This window comes from Cryobacterium sp. Hb1, from assembly GCF_004403585.1.
GTDB lineage: Bacteria > Actinomycetota > Actinomycetes > Actinomycetales > Microbacteriaceae > Cryobacterium > Cryobacterium lyxosi.
On record NZ_SOHI01000037.1, the window covers coordinates 179614 to 197815 of the forward strand.

Here is an 18202-nt window from a genome sequence, read left to right on the forward strand (position 1 = left end):
AAACGTGACAACCTTTATACGAAGCGGATGCTCCGCATCACCCGCCGAAAAGAGTCTCGCCGCCATGAATCCCACGCCTCGTACCCCGGCAGCACCATCGAATCGCGCTGTCGCTGCCCGCGATTGGGAACACCGCGCTGCCGAACTCGGTGATCGCCTGCCGACCGGGTTCGAGGTGGCCGTGGCGACCTCAGCCTTTCAGATCGAGGGTGCCGCCCGTGATGGCGGTCGCGGTGACAGCGTCTGGGACGCCTTCAGCCAGGTTTCCGGGCGCATTCGCGACGGTTCGAACGCCTCCGTCTCGGCCGACCACGTGAAGAACTACGCGGCTGACACCGATCGGCTGCGCGACCTCGGCGTCGATTGCTATGGGTTCTCCTTTGGCTGGACCCGGCTGCAGCCGGAGGGCCGTGGCGCGCTCAACCGAAATGGACTCGCGTTCTATGATCGTCTGCTCGATGCGCTGCTGGCCGACGGCATCCGTTCGACCGCCACGCTCTCGCACTTCGACCTGCCAGCAGGCCTGCGCGGCGGCTGGCTGAACCGCGACACCGCCGGTCGCTTCGGCGACTATGCCCACGCGGTGGCGGAGTCGTTCGGCGACCGCATCGACGCCTGGGTGACCCTTGCCGAGCCGGCCACGGTCACCATGAAGGGCTACGCGCTGGGCACCCACGCGCCCGGCCGCACCCTGCTCTTCGACGCGTTGCCGACCGCGCACCACCAACTGCTCGGGCATGGACTCGCCGTGCAGGCCTTGCGCGCTGCTGACGTGCGCGGCCGAATCGGTCTCGTCAACTCCCACACCCCGGTACAGTCCGCAACCGACCGCGACCAGGACCGCTCGTACGCCGCGCTCTACGATCTGCTGACCAACCGCCTGTTCACCGACCCCGTGCTGCTCGGCCACTATCCCGACCCGCTTGAACCGTTCGCGCTCGAACTACGAACCCTGCTCGAGGCCGACCCCGACGACCTGCGCACGATCCACCAGCCGCTCGACTTCTACGGTGTCAGCTACACGGGGCCGGCCCGCGTCGCCGCTGGTGCGACGGTGCTGAAAGCGCCCGACGGCCAGTTGATTCCCACCACGTCGTGGCCGTTCCACCTCGAGCCGTTTCGAGAACACCCCACCACCTCGGCCGGCGCTGTCAACGCTCCGGAGTACGTGGCCGTAGCGCTCGCCGAACTGGCCGAGCGCTACCCCGATCTACCGCCGGTCTACCTCTCGCTGGCCGGCGCCTCCTTCGCTGACCAAGCGGATGCCCGTCACAACGTGAACGACACCGCCCGCGTCGACTACCTGGCCGAGCACCTTCTGGCCGCCCTCGGCGCCGCCGCGCCCATCGACCTTGCCGGCATCACGTTCTGGTCCCTGCTCGACGCGTTCGAGTGGGATGCCGGCTACACCCAGCCCACCGGCCTCGTGCACATTGACTTCGCTAACGACCGCCGCACGCGCACACCCAAGCTGAGCTACCGCTGGCTGCAGCATGCCCTGGCCAATCGGTAGCTCAAGTGCTGCCCGCCGGACAGCGACCCCGTCAGCTGACCCGTCTGACTCGTAAGGTACGTCAGGGCCAGTATCCGGTCGTCGTCGCTGCGCGGAGCGCCGAGCGCCGAGCGCCGAGCACAGCACGACTCGTGCAGCAGCGGATGCTTGCCTCGTCGCACATGCAGATCGGTCGCGTCGACCGCGGGGGCGGACTGTTCAGCATGACCGAACTCTCAGCCGCGGTACCCGCCCTGTCAAGTCCATAATCTTTGATTTTCAGGCCACGCCGAGCGCCCAGCAGCCGCACCGGTGGGCGCCTGTGCGGCCATCTCAGTCAAGCTGTACGGCGCAGACGTCGGGCGCACGAGGTCGCATCAGCGCCGGAGCTCTCCCCACCTACCGGATACCTCGTTGGCGCGACCAGTAGTGTGGAATGCATGATGCCAGTGCTGCCGATCGTTGTGTCTGCAGCGGCGCCGGCATCGGCTGAAGCCGAGAAGGTGTCACTTCGTTACTATGACGACATCGTGAGTCGTTACCACGGGCGACCTGCACTCCAGCAGGAAATTCTCGCCGCCCAGGCGGGGTACCCAAGCGACGACCTCGCCCCACCTGCCGGAATTCTGCTGCTCGCCCGCCAGGGGCGCGCCGTGCTCGGCTGTGCCGGAATGCGCATTCGCCCTGGCGATATCGGCGAGGTGACCAGGGTCTTTGTCGAACCAGCTGCCCGAGGTCAGGGGGTGGGCCGGCTCCTCATGCAGAATCTGGAAAGTGAATCTCGTGCGCTGGGGCTCACGGCACTGCGGTTGGATACGCGAACTGACCTCATCGAGGCGCGCAGCCTCTATGCCTCGGTCGGTTTCATCGAGGGTGAAGCGCACAACACCGACCCGTACGCGAATCACTGGTTCCGAAAAGAATTGCGTTGAATCTATGACTACCGCGCACAGCATGCCGGAACCTAGCCTCGTGCCGGAGCTTCTCGTCACATCGCTGGAGAAGAGTTTGGATTTCTGGTGCGGTCTCGGCGGTTTCGAGGTGCAGTACGACCGCCCCGCTGACGGGTTTGCCTACATCGCGCGAGGCACGGCCCATGTGATGATCGAGCAGCGGGGCGAGGGCCGAAACTGGCTTCCGGGGGCGCTGGAGCGTCCCTTCGGCCGTGGTATCAACTTCCAGATCTCCGTGGCATCGATTGATCCGTTGGTGCGTGCCTTTCGCGAGGCCAGCTGGCCGCTCTTCATGGAGCCAGAGACGAAATGGTACCGAACGGGCGCTGGAGAGTCTGGCGTCGCTCAGTTTCTCGTGCAGGACCCGGATGGATATCTCATCCGTTTCCAGGCCTCGGTGGGCCGACGCCCGTGATCCCGGTAGTCTGCCCTGCGGTTGGCGATCACAGTGGGGAGCGGGAACTCAGCCACCTGCAGTAGCTTCGGTGCATGACCGAGCAGCAGCCCTATCAAGTCGTGAAGAGTTACGATGATTTCGAGTTGCGCCGATACCCAGCGCATCTGGTGGCCGAGGTCGTTACCGATGGCCCATTCGAAGACGCTGGAAATCGTGCCTTCCGATATTTGTTCGCGTACATCACCGGGGCCAACCGCTCGCTCCAGAAAGTCGCCATGACGGCGCCGGTGGTGCAAACGGATGCCGAAGAAAAGATCGCGATGACTGCGCCAGTGCTTCAGGAGAGCGTGGAAGATGCCTCTGGCGCAGCAGCCGGTGAACAATTCCGGGTCGCCTTCGTGCTCCCCAAAGATCTGACGGCTCAAACAGCGCCGGAACCCACGGACCCCGCCGTGCACCTGCGCACGGTCCCCGCAAGCCTGGCCGGTGCACTCCGCTTCAGCGGACGCTGGAGTCAGACTCGTTATGAACAGCATCTTGACCAGTTACGCGGGGCGCTCGCCGCCGCCGGTTTCAGCGTCTTGGGCTCACCGAGATTCGCACGGTTCGATCCGCCGTTCAAGCCGTGGTTTCTGCGCCGCAACGAGGTTTTGCTCGACGTCGAAGAGCCCGGCTGACCGGCATTCGCCCTGCTGTCGCGGGATCCCTGTGCGCCTTGAGCTTGCTAGGAGTGTCATGAGAGGCGGGTGGGAGCCTCCGGGGTCGCCGTTAGTATAGGCAGGTACGCACGGGGGGTCGTTTGGCCAGTTCATGTCTCCGTGCCAACGTACACATCGTGCCAATTTGCAAGGAGACGCTGCCATGGAATGGCTCATCCCGGTTTTGATCGTTGTCGCACTCGTCGCCATTGTGGGCATCTACCTCTGGTCGACCTACAACTCCCTCGTAACGCTCAACGTGCGCGTTGACGAAGCCTGGAGCGACATCACGGTGATGCTCAAGCGTCGTGCCGACCTGCTGCCCAACCTGATCGAAACGGTCAAGGGCTACGCGGCGCACGAGAAGAGCGTGTTTGAGAACGTGACCAAAGCGCGGGCCGAAACGCTATCTGCCCAAGGCCCGGCCGACGCATCCGCTGCTGAGAACCACATGCAGACCGCGCTGAAGAGCATCTTCGCCGTTGCTGAGGCGTACCCGCAGCTGCAAGCCAGCCAGAACTACCTGCAACTGCAGGGTGCGATCGTCGACACCGAGGACAAGATCCAGGCTGCTCGCCGGTTCTACAACGGTGGCGTGCGCGAAATGAACACCAAGATCAAGGTCTTCCCTAACCACCTGTTCGCCGTCAACCTCGGGTTCACCGAACGCGAATTCTTTGAGGTGGCCGATTCCGCAGCGATTGCGGAGCCGCCCCGCGTGCAGTTCTAACGGAGCACTAGATGTACAGCGCGATAGCTAAAAACAAACGCAACACTGTTTTTATTATGATCCTCTTCTTCGTGGTCATCGCGGGGCTCGGCTGGCTGGCCAATGCTGTCTACGGCCGTGGCGGCTACGGCATTCTCATCGCCACGGTCGTCATCACCGCCCTGTACGTCATCATTCAGTACTACGCGGCGGGTCGCCAGGCCATCTCCATGAGCGGCGGCATCAGGGTCAACAGCCAGTCCGATCATCCCAGGTTGTGGCGTATCGTCGAGAACCTGTCGATCACGACCGGCACCCCGATGCCCGAGGTCTATATCATCAACGACCCGGCACCGAACGCGTTCGCCACGGGCCGCGACCCGAAACACGCGATCGTCGCCGCCACCACCGGACTGCTCGACATCATGGACGATTCCGAGCTTGAGGGCGTCATGGCCCACGAGATCGGCCATGTGCGCAACTACGACATTCGAGTGTCGATGGTCGTGTTCGGCCTCGTCGTAGCGATTGGGTTCATCTCCGATATGTTCCTGCGCATGGCGTTCTTCGGCCGCAACAACAACAGCAACGGCAACCCCGTCGTCATGGTGTTCGGCCTCGTCGCCATGATCGTAGCTCCGCTCATCGCGACTGTGGTGCAACTCGCCATCTCCCGCCAGCGCGAATACCTGGCGGATGCGACGAGCGCGTTGACGACGCGCCACCCCGACGCGCTCGCGTCGGCGCTGGCCAAACTCGGCAATTATGGTCGCCCGATGCAGAAGCAGAACAGCTCGATGGCGCACCTCTGGATCTCCGACCCGCTGAAGAAGGGTGCCATGGGCAAGCTGTTCGCGACGCACCCGCCGATCGCCGATCGCATTGAGCGCCTCACGGCCATGGGCAGCAAGTTCTGAGTCGGTGCGCAGCTGCACCGAGAGACCACGTATGGTCTCGCACGGAACGTTAGCGGGGGATTTTCAGCCAGGTCATACCCCGTAGTTCAATGCAGAATCGATCGGGTGCCTGCACGATGGCCATGAGCACATCGTCACAGTGCGCACAGCGAACGACGAGAGTGTCCGGTTCGGCGTACACCATCGCACGCGCAAGAACCGACACGTCGCCGCATCCGGAACAGCGAGCGGATGCGGTGGTCGGGTCGAACGTGAACAGGTCCGAGAGGGGGCCCGCGAGGGCGTTCCCGTCGATGTGCTCGCCCATTAAGCGCCTCCGAACCGTTCGGTCTTGACGCGGTCCGGTTCGTGCCCGAGGGCGACGAGCGCGGTCGCGACAGTCTCGACGAATCCGGTTGGCCCGCACACGAACACCGTCGGTGCCAGAGCGGCCGGAAAGCCATGGGCCTCCAGGTCGGCGGCGGTGATACGCCCGGCGGGCCGGGAACATCCGCTCGGCGCGTGGCGAGTGAAGATCCAGGTCACCTCGAGGTTGGCCGAAGGTGACTCGAGCTCAGCGCGGAAGAATGCGTCTAGCGGTGTGCGCACCGAATAGAGCAGCCGGAACGGCGTCGTACTGCCGGATGCCTCGTGCGAGCGGATCATTGCCATCAGGGGAACGATCCCCGATCCGCCGCCGATGAGTTGCACGTTCTCGGCCTGCTGCGGCGTCCAGACGAACCAGCCGCCCAGGGGGCCGCGTAGCTCGAGTTCGTCGCCCTCGCGCAGCGTGTCGACCAGATACGGCGACACCTCACCGCTGGGCAGGCGGTCGACCGCGAGCTCGATGCGGTCACCGACACCGGCCGACGCCACGGAATACGATCGCACCGCGGTATAGCCATTGGAAGCGGTCAGCCGCACATCAGTGTGCTGACCGGCGATGTTGCCGCCCCACCCCGGAACGTCGATCGTGATGCTGCGGCCCGACGCACTCTCCCGCCGGATCGAGGTCACGACGCCCACCTTCCAGTTGCCGATGCGGCCGTCCCTGGCCTCAGTCGTGCCCGTCACCAATAGCGCTGTTCGAGCCAGGGATCACCGTACATGTTGTAGCCGTTCTGCTCCCAGAATCCGGGTTCATCCTGGCTCTGCATTTCCAGGCCCTGAATCCATTTGGCGCTTTTCCAGAAATACAGGTGGGGGATGAGCAGTCTCGCCGGACCACCATGCTCCGGATCGAGCTTGTCACCGTCGAACTCAAGGGCAATCCAGGCCTGGCCACCCAGCAGGTCGGCGAGCGGAACATTTGTGGTGTACCCGCCGTACGAATGTGCCATCACGAATTTGTCGCTCGTTGTGACGTTCGCGAACAGGGAATCGAGAGAGACGCCCCGCCAGCTCGTACCGAGCTTCGACCAGCGAGTGACACAGTGAATATCGGTGTGGATATCCTCGATGGGCAGCTCGTGCAACTCGTCCCAGCTCCACGTGTGCAGGGTCTCCGAGTCCGTGCGGATGCTGAACTGCCAGTCGACGGTGTCGATGTGCGGGGTAGGCCCGGCGGACAGCACCGGGAAATCTGCGGTGAGGTACTGCCCGGACGGAAGGTCTGGGTTCGCTTCGCCACCGCGGCCGATGAAGCCACGAGAAATGACTGCCACAGGATGCTCCTTCGATTGCTGACCAGAATATCAGAGAGGGCCCAGCGGTCGCCAACCTCGCTGGCTGATCCGGGCTGGTCGACGGCACGGAGCCGGGGCAGAAAAACAAATCCGGCCAGGCACCACGTGGACGGAAGCGAACCTAGCCCAGCTCCGCGGCGAGTCCCGCCGCGAGGTTGCCGCGCGGCACCACGATGATCTCGTCGAGCCCCTGCCACGTGGCGGCCTCCCTCAGCACGAGTGCGAGCCTAGCGGCGGCATCCGCTGGCGACGCCGGTTCGGCCCAGGCTGATTGCACTCGAAGCACGCCGGCCTGCCGGTCGTTTTTGAGGTCCACCCGGCCGACCACCGTGTCGCCGAGCAGAATCGGCAGCGAGTAGTAGCCGAACACGCGCTTGGGCTCCGGAGTGTAGATCTCGATGCGGTAATGAAAATTGAACAGGCGCAGGGCACGAGCGCGCTCCCAAACCACCGGGTCGAACGGTGACAAGACCGCCTGCGCGTGCATGCTGCGCGGCAGTCGGGCGTCGCGGTGCAGCCAGGCCACTCCCGAGGTGCCCCTCGTTCCCCAGCCAGCCACCTCGACCGGGATTAACTCGCCGGCCTCTTCGAGATCGCGGATCGCGACCACGGTCGGTGCTGACTTCAGTCGAAAGTAATCGGCGAAGTCTTTCATCGTGCCGATGCCGTGGGCCCGGGCCGATCGGCTGACCAACTCGCGATGGGCATCCGTACTCGAAATGCCCTGCCCGAGCAGCTCGGGGGAGAAGACCTGCTCGGGCAGGGCGTAGACCCGTTCGAAGCGGATGCGTCCGGCGCTGACCACGTCACCCCAGCGGAACAGCGTCTCCAGCCCGGTCTTCACGTCGGACCAGCCCCACCACGGCCCACGGCGTTTGTTGGCATCGTGCTCGATCGCACTCGCGGGCATCGGCCCATTGGCGGCAAGCTCGGCCAGGAGCCAATCAAGCATCGGACGGTTGGCGTTCGACCAATCGTTAGTGTTTTGGGCCGAGTGGTCGCGAAAGTGCTGCATCCGCCAGTGGAACAGCGGCCACATCTCGACCGGCAGAAACGATGCCTCGTGCGCCCAGTACTCCGTGAAGCGGGCCTCGCGGCCGGTGGTCAACCGGTCGAGCTGGGCCTTGTCGTAAGCGCCGAGCCGGCTGAATGCCGGCATATAGTGGCTACGTTCGAAGACATTGACCGAGTCGATCTGCAACAGTTCAATCCGGTTGACGAGACCGGTGAGCTGACGGATTCCGATTGCCGTGGCGGTTCGTGAGCCGAACCCCTGCGCGGCCAATGCGATGCGGCGCGCCAGAGCGGGGGAGATAGTCTCTGGCATTGCTTCAATTCTAGCGGTCAGGGGTCTGAGCACGACGTTATCCATAGTGGGTTGACCGCTGCCGCGTTCGCCGTTCCTCGACTCTTTGGCGTGTTGTTCGTCTGGAAGCTTGTGCCTGAAACCGGCGGAGTCACCCTCCCCGTCATCGAAGCAGACACGCGCAATCGCAGGGGCGATACCGGGTAGTAAATGTTGACCGTCAGGTGGTGCGGAAGCCGAAGCCGCGCGTAATCTGTGCGGTACGCCGGGCGGTCTTAGAATGAGCGAGTGAGCGAATCCACGGGCAGTCCAGGCGCGCGTGCGCAGCTGCGGCTGCGCCGCCGGCGTGTAGCCGTTCGAGCGCGCGAGAGCACCGATCAGTCCGGATCCGATTTCGGCGCTGCGCCGGTCGAGCTGGTGGCCGCGACGCCTGCCCTCAACGGCGTTGATGAAAACCTGCCGGCCGGCATCCGCTTGGCTGGAGCCTGGTCTTGGCGGCTGATTGTGGTCGCCGCGGCCATCGCCATTTTGATCTTTCTCGTCATTCAGCTGCGCCTCATAGTCATTCCCCTGCTCGTCGCCGTGCTCGTATCGGCCCTGCTGATTCCCTTCGTGGCCTTTCTGGTGCGGCACCACTGGCCGAAGGGTGTGGCCGTCGCCGTGGCGATGCTGGGTACGCTGGTGCTTGTCGCCGGGCTGGTCACGCTGGCATCCACGCAGATAGCCGAGGGTACTGTCGGTTTGAGCGATCGTCTTGCCGCGAGTTTTGACAGTCTCAAATCGGTGCTCGCGGCGTCTCCTCTGCAATTGTCGGATACCGAGATCACCAACTATCTGCAGCAGGGCTGGATCGCGATCCAGAATGACAGCGCCGTGTTCATCAGCGGTGCCCTCTCGGTGGGGACAACCCTGGGGCACTTGCTCACCGGGCTCTTGCTCGCGCTGTTCAGTTTGCTGTTCATCCTCATCGATGGCAAGGCGATCTGGGGCTGGATTGTGCGATTCTTTCCCCTGCGGGCCCGCGCTGCCGTCGATGGCGCCGGTATCGCCGGTTGGACTACGCTCGGCAACTTCGCCCGCGTGCAGATTCTGGTCGCCTCCATCGACGCGGTCGGCATTGGCGTCGGTGCCGCCCTGCTCGGCGTGCCGATGGCGATACCGATTGGAATCTTGGTGTTCCTCGGCTCGTTCATCCCCATTGTCGGTGCCGTTGCCACCGGTTCCGTCGCCGTCATCATCGCCCTCATCTTCAATAACTGGGCCGTCGCCCTCGCCATGCTCGGCGTCGTACTGCTCGTGCAGCAGGTCGAAGGACACGTTCTGCAGCCGCTCATCATGGGAACAGCCGTCAAGGTGCATCCGCTGGCCGTCGTGCTGGTCGTCGCATCCGGTGCCCTGCTCGCCGGAATCCCCGGTGCTCTGTTCGCCGTGCCCGTTGCCGCCGTGTTGAACGCGATGACCAGCTACATCGCTGGCGGTGCGTGGCGCTCCAATCCACCCGCGGCGGTGCCGACGAGAGGTTCGGTGCTGTGGCAGACGGTACCGCAAAGCCGACCGGGCTATCGCTCCGGTACGGCGCCGGCCCGCACGGCCCGGGTGCGTCCCCGGAGCATCCCGACGACCGGTGGCGGATCCCCCCGTAGTACGCCCTCAGCTTTTAGCGCACCTGGCGCCCAGCACGACAGTTCGGAGAACTAAGACATGCCAGAGACCACCCTTGTTGCACCCACCCTCGCTGAATTCGAGGCCGCGCGCGCGGTCGTCGCGAAGGTCGCCGATGTGACCCCGATGGAGAGCTCGCGGTACCTCGCCGACGTGCTGGGGGCGCCGGTATACCTCAAGTGTGAGAACCTGCAACGCACCGGCTCGTACAAAATTCGGGGCGCCTATAACCGACTGTCCAAGCTCACCGACGAGGAGAAAGCTCGTGGCGTCGTCGCGGCCTCGGCCGGCAACCACGCCCAGGGCGTGGCCTTCGCCGCCCGGGAGCTCGGCATCAAGGCCACCATCTTCATGCCGGTTGGGGTCGCGCTGCCCAAGCTGTCCGCCACGCGTGACTACGGGGCCGAAGTGATTTTGCGCGGTACGACCGTCACCGAACCACTCCTTGCCGCGGCCGAATATGCGCGCGAGACGGGCGCGATCCTCATTCCGCCGTTCGATCACGTGGATGTCGTCACCGGGCAGGGCACGCTGGGCCTGGAAATTCTCGATCAGGTTCCTGATCTCGAAACGGTCATCGTCCCCATCGGGGGCGGTGGGCTCATCTCCGGCGTAGCCAGTGCGCTCAAGCAGCGTGCCGCACGCGAGGGGCGTGTCATCCGGGTTATCGGAGTGCAGGCTGAAAATGCGGCCGCCTACCCACCCTCCCTCCAGGCCGGGGAACCCACGATGATCAGTATCCTGCCGACCATCGCTGACGGCATCGCCGTTGCCATGCCAGGATTGCTCAACTTCGAGATCGTGCGTGACGCCGTTGATGAGATCGTCACCGTCAGCGAAGACGACACCGCGCGGGCGCTGCTCGTGCTGCTCGAACGCGCCAAGCTCGTCGTCGAACCCGCTGGAGCAGTGGCGGTTGCCGCGATTCTGGCCGGAAAAGTCACCCCGACCGGGCCGACAGTGGCCATCCTCTCGGGTGGCAACATCGACCCGCTGCTCATGCAGCGCGTGATCAGCCACGGTCTCGCGGCGTCAGGACGGTACCTCACGCTGCGCATCATGCTGCCGGACCGCCCGGGCCAGTTGGCCCGCATTTCCGAGCTGCTCGCCGAGGCTACCGCCAACGTCATCGAGGTGCTGCACACGCGGCACGGGGCTGGCCTGCGCATCAGCGAGGTCGAACTCGACGTCAGTGTCGAGACGCGGGGCCCGGAGCACCGTCAGCATGTCGTCGACACGCTGCGGGCCGCCGGCTACGACCCCCAGGTTGACTAGCCGCCCGCATTCGGGCGCCCGTGAGCAATCGGGGCATAACTCCTGCAATTAGTGATGGTTTCCAAGCGGATGCCCAAAATTCCGGGTAACTTTTTGGCCGCGGCGGCAAATTGCAGGAGTTATGGTGCGGGGGCCTGTTGCACGGGTGACGGTGCGGGTGATGGTGAGGGTGGGGGGTCAGGCTCCGGTGAACGTCTCTACGTTGGTGACGTGCACGGTGATTTCCTTGCCGTTCGGCGTGGTGTAGCTCGTCTTCGCGCCAACCTTGAGTCCGATGATGGCTGCACCGAGCGGGCTTTGCTCGCTGAACACATCAAGGTCGCTGTTAGCGCCGATTTCGCGGCTGCCGATGAGAAAACGACTCTCATCACCGGCGATTGTTGCGGTAATGACCGTGCCGGGAACGACGACGCCGTTACTCTCGGGAGCATGGCCGACTTCGGCGGTGCGCAGCAGCACGGTGAGAGTGCGGATGCGCGCCTCCATCTTGCCCTGCTCTTCTTTCGCCGCGTGGTAGCCGGCGTTCTCCTTGAGGTCGCCTTCTTCGCGGGCGGACTCGATCTTCTTCGCGATGTCGCCCCGGCCGAAATTGCTCAGTGTCGCCAGTTCCGCTGCGAGGCGGTCGTGGGCCTCCTGAGTTAGCCAAGTGACCGTTGTCTCGGTACTCACGAGTGATCTCCTTTATTACGCTCGAGCGAAGAAAGGCCGGTGAGGCTGCGCGAACATAGCCGACACCCCAACGATTGCCGGGGCGAATACGTCAGTTTAGGTCAGCCAGCACTGGTAAATCAAACCCGTGTTGCTCAGGTCTGTGGTGCGCAGAATCTCGGTAAACGACCGGTTGTACAGCGTCGATGCCGGCAGATCGATGATCTTCCAGCCGACCACAGAGTAGCTCTCGTTGAGCGCCTGTACGGCGCAACTCGCTGTCCGGTTCACCGGCAGCGCCACCTCGAATGTCACGCTGACACTGTGCGCGTCGATAATGGTGTGGCCGATATCGCGCGCTTCGATTTGAGTGGATGCCCCGTCCAGACCGGTCCACACCACCCACGCCCCCAGCACCAGCACGAAAATACCGCCCAGTCCCCAGAGGATTCGGCGGTCCCGTTTCTTGCGGGTGGGCGTACGACCGTAGCGTGATTGAATCACGGCACTCTCGATGGGCGCTGGCACGCCCGAGACAGTTGATTCGTCGAGGCGGTAGGGCTCACGGCTCGACTGGACTCCGGTGGACGTGCTATTGACGGGCACTGGTGATTTCACACTTTCCATGGAGCGATTAGGCTTGGTCTTTAGGTTATCTAGCCTAAGGTTATCCGGCATTCCTGAGGAGTATGGTGACGCTGCGACTGATGGCTGTACATGCCCATCCCGACGACGAATCGAGCAAGGGCGCGGCTACATACGCCTACTACCGCAGCCTCGGCGCTGAGGTGCTCATCGTGAGTTGCACTGGTGGCGAGCGTGGAAGCATTCTCAATCCCGCTTTTGCCGGCCATGCGATGGCCGAACGAGACATATCAGGCTTACGCCGCCTGGAGATGCAGGGTGCACAGCAGGCACTCGGCGTACAGCACCGCTGGCTTGGCTTCGAAGACTCCGGCATGAACGAGGATAAGTCCGTGCCGCCGAACTCCTTCGCCGACATTCCGCTGGAGCATTCGGCCGAACCCCTCGTCACTCTCGTGCGTGAGTTTCGCCCCCAGGTGCTAATCACCTACGACGAAAACGGCGGCTACCCGCACCCCGACCACATCCGCTGTCACGAGGTCTCCCTGGAAGCATTTCGCGCGGCCGCCGACCCTGACCGATACCCGGATTCGGGAGCGCCCTGGCAGATCGGCAAGCTCTACTACGACCGCATCTTCAACCTTGAGCGCATCGACGCGATGTACCTCGCGCTCAGCGTGGCCGAGCCGGATTCTCCGCTTCTGGAACCGCTCGAGGCGGCGCGGGAGCGCATGGAGGATTATCCTAAGCTCGCCACCACCCATGTTCCGGCCGGGGATTTTCTCGACGTACGCGATGCGGCCCTGCGCTCGCACGCGAGCCAGGTCTCGCCCGACAGCAGCTTCTTCTTCTGGCCCAATGATTTGGTACGCGAGGCCTGGCCGTACGAAGACTTCCAACTTGTCGAATCGAAAGTAGACACCGAAATGCCCGAATCTGATCTCTTCGCCGGAATCCAGGACGACAAATGATCGTGTCACTCAATGCCTCGATCAACGTCGTGCTCGCCGTCACACCGACCCCCGATCCCAACTTCGATCCGAACACCGTCACACCGGGTGTCATCGGGTTCGTGGTTTTCTTCCTCATCGCGGCAGCGACAGTGCTGTTGTGTTTGGACGTGGTGCGTCGCATCCGTCGCACCACGTACCGGGCTGAGATCAAAGAACGGCTCCAAGCGGAACAGGCGGAGCGCGACGCCGACGAGATCACTCCGAACGACAAGCCCGAGTAGCAGCGCTCTACGGGTAGAGCGGATGGCTGGCGATCAGTAGAATCGCTGCGAAATGACAGAGGAACGCCACCACCGTGAGGGTGTGGAAGATCTCGTGGAAGCCGAACACGCCCGGAATCGGGTTGGGCTTCTTCAGCCCGTAGATGACCGCGCCGACCGTGTAGCAGAGTCCGCCGATCAGAATCAACGTCATCATGGGGGCGTTGGCCTGAAAGAAGTCCACGATGAACAACAGTGCACCGTAGCCGAGCACCAGGTAGAGCGGCACGTACAGCCAGCGCGGAGCGTGGATCCAGAACACCCGAAAGATAATGCCGAGTCCGGCGCCTCCCCAGACCAGCCAGAGCAGGAGCGTCGCCTTCGCTGGCGGCAGCGCGAGTACGGTGATCGGCGTGTACGAACCGGCGATCAACAGAAATATGTTGGCGTGGTCGATGCGCTTGAGCATGATGCGAGTGCGCGGCTGCCAGTTGAAGCGGTGGTAGAGCGCCGAATTGCCGAACAGCAGCATCGAGCTGAGCACGAACACGGCAGAGCTGATCTTGGCCGCTGACCCCTCGGCGAGCACGAGCAGCACGATGCCGGCCACGATCGCCACGGGAAAAGTGCCGGCGTGAATCCAGCCGCGCCAGGTCGGTTTGACGTCCTCCGGATGGGTGTCAGCCGCCTCGATCAGTGGCAGATTGGGGATATCGTGCTCGGTGGCCATGCTGCAAGGATACGACAGGGCACGACCGAAGTGCCGCGAACGCTCGCCGGAGTGGACTAGCGTAACTGTGTGCAGAAACCCCAAGTCCCCTCAGCGCGCGGCCTCCTTTACAGGCTGTATCAGCGCCGGCTGAGGCGCGGACTCACGCCGGAGCACTTGCCCCGTCACGTCGCCATGATCATCGACGGCAACAGGCGCTGGGCCAGGCAACTGGGGTTTCAGACGGCTGCACACGGGCATCGAGCCGGTGCTGCAAAGATGCGCGAATTTTTGGAATGGTGCGACGACCTCAAAATTTCGGTCGTCACCCTGTACCTGCTCTCCTCCGACAACCTCACCCAGCGGCCGGCTGATGAACTCGCCGATCTGATCGAGATCATCGCCGATCTGGCCGAAGAGCTCTCACACTATCGCGATTGGCGGGTGCAGCAGATGGGGTCCAAGGCTGGCCTGCCTCTTTCGCTCGTCGCAGCGCTCGATGCAGCGGATGCCCGCACGAGCGACCGTAAGGGACTGCACGTGAATCTCGCGGTCGGCTACGGCGGGCGCACTGAGATCACCGACGCGATGCGCAGCATTGTCGCCACCCACCACGCGCACGGCGGCACGTTGGAGGACCTCGCGGAGACCCTCACGCCGGAGCTGATCGGCCAGCACCTCTACACCGGTGGTCAGCCCGATCCCGACCTCGTCATCCGCACCTCGGGCGAGCAGCGGCTGAGCGACTTTATGCTGTGGCAAAGCGCGCACAGTGAATTTTACTTCGTCGAAGCCCTCGGACCCGACCTGCGTCAGATCGATTTTCTGCGTGCTCTTCGCGATTTTTCCCGACGCCAGCGTCGGTTCGGTGGGTAGCCCGGGCCAGGGGGTGCGAACGCCAGGGTGAGAACGCCAGGGGGTGAGAGCGGCGGGGGATATTTGTTTGACAACCGATTGGACCTGCATGAATTCGCTCCAGAACTTCACCGATGGCTTTCGTAACGAGCCCGGTTACCTCGACTTCGGTCGGGTCGGCCCACTGTCCGAGGTCGTTATGGCAGAGACCCTCGGCCAGAATGAGGTCCTGTCCCGCGCCCGATTCGGCAGCCTCGATCACCTGGCTGACCAGGATTTGCGTGCCCGCACCGCGGTATCCGCTCTCACCGGTTTTACCCCCGACCAGGTTGTGCTGCAGCCCAACACGAGCTCGGGCCTGATGCAGGCCATGTTCGGCCTGACCGGTTCCGTGCTGCTGTCCGCTGCCGACTTTCCCAGCGTGCCGTTTGCGGCGGTCCGCGCTGCTGAGACCCTGCACGTGGTCACCCCAGTGTGGCTGGAGACCGTGCGGGGTCGCGTCACTCCCGGCCAGATCCGCGACCAGCTCACCCCTGCCGTCGCGGCTGTCGCGGTGTGTCTCGTCGATTCCCGCACGGGCTATCGCGCCGACCTCGACGGTATCCGACAGGTGATCGGTGATCGCCTGCTCATTGTTGACGCGATCCAGGGCTTCGGCGTCGTTGACGCAGCCTTTGAGGCAGCGGATGTCGTCGCTTCCGGTGGGCAGAAATGGACGCGGGCCGGTTGGGGCACCGGTTTTCTGGCCCTGAGTGAGCGGGCCCTCGAACGCCTCGTTCCGGTCTACTCCGGTTATGTCGGAACCGACACCGCTGAGCCCTGGGACGAGGTCACCCCGCCCAGCCACAGCGCCAAGGCCTTTCGGGTGACCAACGGTGACTCCATTGCGCAGGCGCGATTCGCGGCAGCCTTGGAACAGACCGCTGATGTCGGCGTCGACGTCATCCAGGCGGCCATGAATGACAACGTCTCTCAAATAGTCGAACTCGTCGACGAATTCGTCATCGATCTCGTCTCGCCCCGCGATGTTCGAGAGCGCGCGGGCCTCATCGTACTCGAACCGCCGGCGGAACTGCTCACCACACTCGTGGCGAGCCTGCACAACCACGGCATTTCGGCCACCATGCGCGATACCACGGTGCGGCTGAGCGTGCACGCGGCCCTCAACCCCGACACGGTCACCATGTTGAGGGGGGCCCTCACCGCCTACGCTCTCACCGCCACGTACTAGCATTCTGCAGCGCAGACCGATCGTCTGACTCAACGTAAGGTGAACGACAGATTTTCGTGGGCGTGTCGGGTTTCTTTTTGTGCCGGTAGGTCGTAGCGTCGCTTTCATCAGGTACGGCACCTGATCGAGACGGCCATATAAGTACGGCTCGAGAATTGCTTGATGGCCAGCTCGCCAAAGTGATCCGCGTCCGTGTGACGCAGGGTAGGAGTGGCTGTGACCGCTAATCGAACCGACCTGAACGCGACTGACCGGGTGGAGGTATCCGCTTCGCAAACCGAGCGCACCTTTGTGTTGGACACCTCGGTGCTTCTGTCAGATCCAAAAGCAATCTTTCGCTTTGCCGAGCATGCCGTTGTGTTGCCCGTGGTGGTGATCAGTGAACTGGAATCCAAGCGCAATGACCCGGAGATCGGGTATTTTGCGCGGCAGGCGTTGCGCAATCTCGATGAACTGCGGCTCAAGCATGAGCGCCTCGACTTTCCGATTCCGGTCGGCGATGGAGGTAGTTTGCGGGTGGAACTGAACCACTCGAATACGTCGGTGCTGCCGTCTGGCCTGCAATTAGGTGACAACGACTCGCGCATTCTGGCCGTGGCCCTCAACCTGGCCAATGATGGAATGACCGTGACCGTCGTCTCCAAGGACCTGCCGCTGCGGGTGAAGGCCGCTTCTCTCGGCCTCGCTGCCGATGAGTACCGGCACGAACTCGCCGTTGATTCCGGCTGGACCGGCATGGACGAGATCACCCTCAGCGCCGAGCAGATGAGCGTGCTCTATGACAAAGAGATGCTGGACTCCCGCGCGGTGCAGGACATGCCGATCAACACGGGCCTGGTCATTCACTCCGACCGCGGGTCGGCCCTCGGCCGGGTGACCAGCCGGGGCACGCTCAAGCTTGTGCGCGGTGACCGTGACGTCTTTGGACTGCACGGTCGGTCAGCGGAGCAACGGCTGGCGATTGACCTGCTGCTCGACCCGGAGATCGGCATTCTGTCGCTGGGCGGTCGAGCCGGAACGGGGAAGTCCGCGCTCGCTCTCTGCGCGGGCTTGGAGGCCGTGCTGGAACGACAGCAGTATCGCAAGATCATGGTGTTCCGGCCCCTGTACGCGGTCGGCGGCCAGGACCTCGGCTTTCTGCCCGGCGACCAGGGCGAGAAAATGGGGCCGTGGGCGCAGGCGGTGTTCGACACACTCGGCGCGATCGTGTCGGAGAATGTGGTCGAGGAGGTGATGGAGCGCGGCATCCTCGAAGTGCTCCCGCTCACCCACATTCGCGGTCGGTCCCTGCATGACGCCTTCGTGATCGTCGACGAGGCGCAATCGCTCGAGCGCAACGTGCTGCTGACCGTGCTGAGTCGCATCGGCCAGAACTCGCGCGTCGTGCTCACCCACGACGTCGCCCAGCGCGACAATCTACGGGTCGGTCGCTTCGACGGCGTGGCCAGCGTGATCGAAACGCTGAAGGGGCATCCACTGTTCGCGCATATGACACTGACCCGTTCGGAGCGCAGCGCGATCGCAGCGCTGGTGACAGAAATGTTGGAGGGTAACGAGGTCATGTAAGTCGGTGGGGAGCGGATGTTTTCAGCTCGCGCGATCTGGCTAGCCGCTGCAGCAGCGATAGATCATTCGCCCCCGCCCTTCAGGCCTTCTCCTCGCTTCGACAGTGAACCTGCCGAACACTCGTAACACTGGCGCTCAAAATGCCGGTGCCCCCCGATACGAAGCAGGGCCTGCGCGACCGATTTCTGGCTCCGCAGGCCCCGCTTCGCTAACTACGGTGTGCGGAACGCTTGAGGCTTGTTGCGTCTTCGAGGGATAGTTCGGAGTCGGCGAAGGTTTGGTCGTCTGCGAATGATTTCATGCGTGCGATGCGGTAGATGAT

21 protein-coding genes are annotated in these 18202 nt (G+C 63.6%); 14 read left to right on the plus strand and 7 right to left on the minus strand.

Annotated elements, in window-relative coordinates; genetic code table 11:
- The first annotated feature begins 64 nt into the window (after positions 1 to 64).
- The 7 genes from E3T38_RS15985 (at position 65) to E3T38_RS16015 (ending at position 5166) form a co-directional block, all read left to right on the plus strand.
- Positions 65 to 1513, plus strand: coding sequence for a glycoside hydrolase family 1 protein (locus E3T38_RS15985; protein ID WP_134549082.1), 1449 nt, complete (start codon positions 65 to 67; stop codon positions 1511 to 1513).
- Positions 1514 to 1518: 5 nt separating this feature from the next.
- On the plus strand, positions 1519 to 1761 hold the full coding sequence (locus E3T38_RS15990) for a hypothetical protein (RefSeq protein ID WP_134549083.1): 243 nt from the start codon (positions 1519 to 1521) through the stop codon (positions 1759 to 1761).
- Positions 1762 to 1932: 171 nt separating this feature from the next.
- Positions 1933 to 2424, plus strand: coding sequence for a GNAT family N-acetyltransferase (locus tag E3T38_RS15995; protein ID WP_198417371.1), 492 nt, complete (start codon positions 1933 to 1935; stop codon positions 2422 to 2424).
- A gap of 4 nt (positions 2425 to 2428) precedes the next feature.
- The gene (locus E3T38_RS16000; RefSeq protein WP_198417372.1) at positions 2429 to 2860 is read left to right on the plus strand and encodes a VOC family protein; all 432 of its coding nucleotides are present in this window, start codon (positions 2429 to 2431) and stop codon (positions 2858 to 2860) included.
- A 74-nt stretch (positions 2861 to 2934) separates the two neighbouring features.
- On the plus strand, positions 2935 to 3519 hold the full coding sequence (locus tag E3T38_RS16005) for a heme-binding protein (protein ID WP_134549084.1): 585 nt from the start codon (positions 2935 to 2937) through the stop codon (positions 3517 to 3519).
- Between the two features lie 184 nt (positions 3520 to 3703).
- On the plus strand, positions 3704 to 4270 hold the full coding sequence (locus tag E3T38_RS16010; protein WP_092108227.1) for a LemA family protein: 567 nt from the start codon (positions 3704 to 3706) through the stop codon (positions 4268 to 4270).
- Between the two features lie 11 nt (positions 4271 to 4281).
- Positions 4282 to 5166, plus strand: coding sequence for a M48 family metalloprotease (locus E3T38_RS16015; protein ID WP_134549085.1), 885 nt, complete (start codon positions 4282 to 4284; stop codon positions 5164 to 5166).
- Between the two features lie 49 nt (positions 5167 to 5215).
- Here the strand turns inward: E3T38_RS16015 and E3T38_RS16020 are convergent, their stop codons facing one another.
- The 4 genes from E3T38_RS16020 to E3T38_RS16035 form a co-directional block, all read right to left on the minus strand.
- Positions 5216 to 5473, minus strand: a complete 258-nt coding sequence (locus E3T38_RS16020; RefSeq protein WP_104196730.1) for a DUF6510 family protein — start codon at positions 5471 to 5473, stop codon at positions 5216 to 5218.
- Positions 5473 to 6219, minus strand: a complete 747-nt coding sequence (locus E3T38_RS16025; RefSeq protein WP_241984520.1) for a ferredoxin reductase — start codon at positions 6217 to 6219, stop codon at positions 5473 to 5475. Before E3T38_RS16025 ends, E3T38_RS16020 begins: the two co-directional genes overlap by 1 nt.
- The gene (locus tag E3T38_RS16030; protein WP_134549086.1) at positions 6216 to 6809 is read right to left on the minus strand and encodes a sulfite oxidase-like oxidoreductase; all 594 of its coding nucleotides are present in this window, start codon (positions 6807 to 6809) and stop codon (positions 6216 to 6218) included. The genes E3T38_RS16025 and E3T38_RS16030 overlap by 4 nt, the downstream gene beginning before the upstream one ends.
- 142 nt (positions 6810 to 6951) lie before the next feature.
- Positions 6952 to 8157 carry a winged helix-turn-helix domain-containing protein gene (locus tag E3T38_RS16035; RefSeq protein ID WP_134549087.1) on the minus strand — a complete coding sequence of 402 codons (1206 nt, stop codon included), beginning with the start codon at positions 8155 to 8157 and terminating at the stop codon, positions 6952 to 6954.
- 267 nt (positions 8158 to 8424) lie between these two features.
- Between E3T38_RS16035 and E3T38_RS16040 the strand changes: the two genes are divergently transcribed.
- Together E3T38_RS16040 and ilvA are read left to right on the plus strand one after the other, a co-directional pair.
- A complete protein-coding gene (locus tag E3T38_RS16040) occupies positions 8425 to 9834 on the plus strand; it encodes an AI-2E family transporter (protein ID WP_241984521.1) in 1410 nt (469 codons plus the stop codon).
- Between the two features lie 3 nt (positions 9835 to 9837).
- Positions 9838 to 11073, plus strand: a complete 1236-nt coding sequence (gene ilvA, locus E3T38_RS16045; RefSeq protein ID WP_134549088.1) for a threonine ammonia-lyase — start codon at positions 9838 to 9840, stop codon at positions 11071 to 11073.
- 177 nt (positions 11074 to 11250) lie between these two features.
- On the opposite strand, the gene greA is transcribed toward ilvA, so the two are convergent.
- A complete protein-coding gene (greA, locus tag E3T38_RS16050; protein ID WP_104126126.1) occupies positions 11251 to 11742 on the minus strand; it encodes a transcription elongation factor GreA in 492 nt (163 codons plus the stop codon).
- A 96-nt stretch (positions 11743 to 11838) separates the two neighbouring features.
- Positions 11839 to 12327 (minus strand): DUF4307 domain-containing protein, encoded by a 489-nt coding sequence (locus E3T38_RS16055; RefSeq protein WP_166805547.1) that lies wholly within the window; start codon positions 12325 to 12327, stop codon positions 11839 to 11841.
- Positions 12328 to 12428: 101 nt separating this feature from the next.
- On the opposite strand from E3T38_RS16055, the gene mca reads away from it, so the two are divergent.
- On the plus strand, positions 12429 to 13277 hold the full coding sequence (gene mca / locus E3T38_RS16060; RefSeq protein ID WP_104196762.1) for a mycothiol conjugate amidase Mca: 849 nt from the start codon (positions 12429 to 12431) through the stop codon (positions 13275 to 13277).
- On the plus strand, positions 13274 to 13540 hold the full coding sequence (locus E3T38_RS16065; RefSeq protein WP_134549090.1) for a hypothetical protein: 267 nt from the start codon (positions 13274 to 13276) through the stop codon (positions 13538 to 13540). Before mca ends, E3T38_RS16065 begins: the two co-directional genes overlap by 4 nt.
- A 7-nt stretch (positions 13541 to 13547) precedes the next feature.
- On the opposite strand, the gene E3T38_RS16070 is transcribed toward E3T38_RS16065, so the two are convergent.
- On the minus strand, positions 13548 to 14249 hold the full coding sequence (locus E3T38_RS16070; RefSeq protein WP_134549091.1) for a hemolysin III family protein: 702 nt from the start codon (positions 14247 to 14249) through the stop codon (positions 13548 to 13550).
- 69 nt (positions 14250 to 14318) lie between these two features.
- Between E3T38_RS16070 and E3T38_RS16075 the strand changes: the two genes are divergently transcribed.
- From E3T38_RS16075 to E3T38_RS16085, 3 genes are all read left to right on the plus strand, one after another.
- Entirely contained in the window at positions 14319 to 15104 is a 786-nt protein-coding gene (locus tag E3T38_RS16075; RefSeq protein WP_134549092.1) for an isoprenyl transferase, read from the plus strand.
- Positions 15105 to 15192: 88 nt separating this feature from the next.
- On the plus strand, positions 15193 to 16314 hold the full coding sequence (locus tag E3T38_RS16080; RefSeq protein ID WP_134549093.1) for an aminotransferase class V-fold PLP-dependent enzyme: 1122 nt from the start codon (positions 15193 to 15195) through the stop codon (positions 16312 to 16314).
- Positions 16315 to 16530: 216 nt separating this feature from the next.
- On the plus strand, positions 16531 to 17880 hold the full coding sequence (locus E3T38_RS16085) for a PhoH family protein (protein ID WP_370449053.1): 1350 nt from the start codon (positions 16531 to 16533) through the stop codon (positions 17878 to 17880).
- Positions 17881 to 18202: the final 322 nt, after the last annotated feature.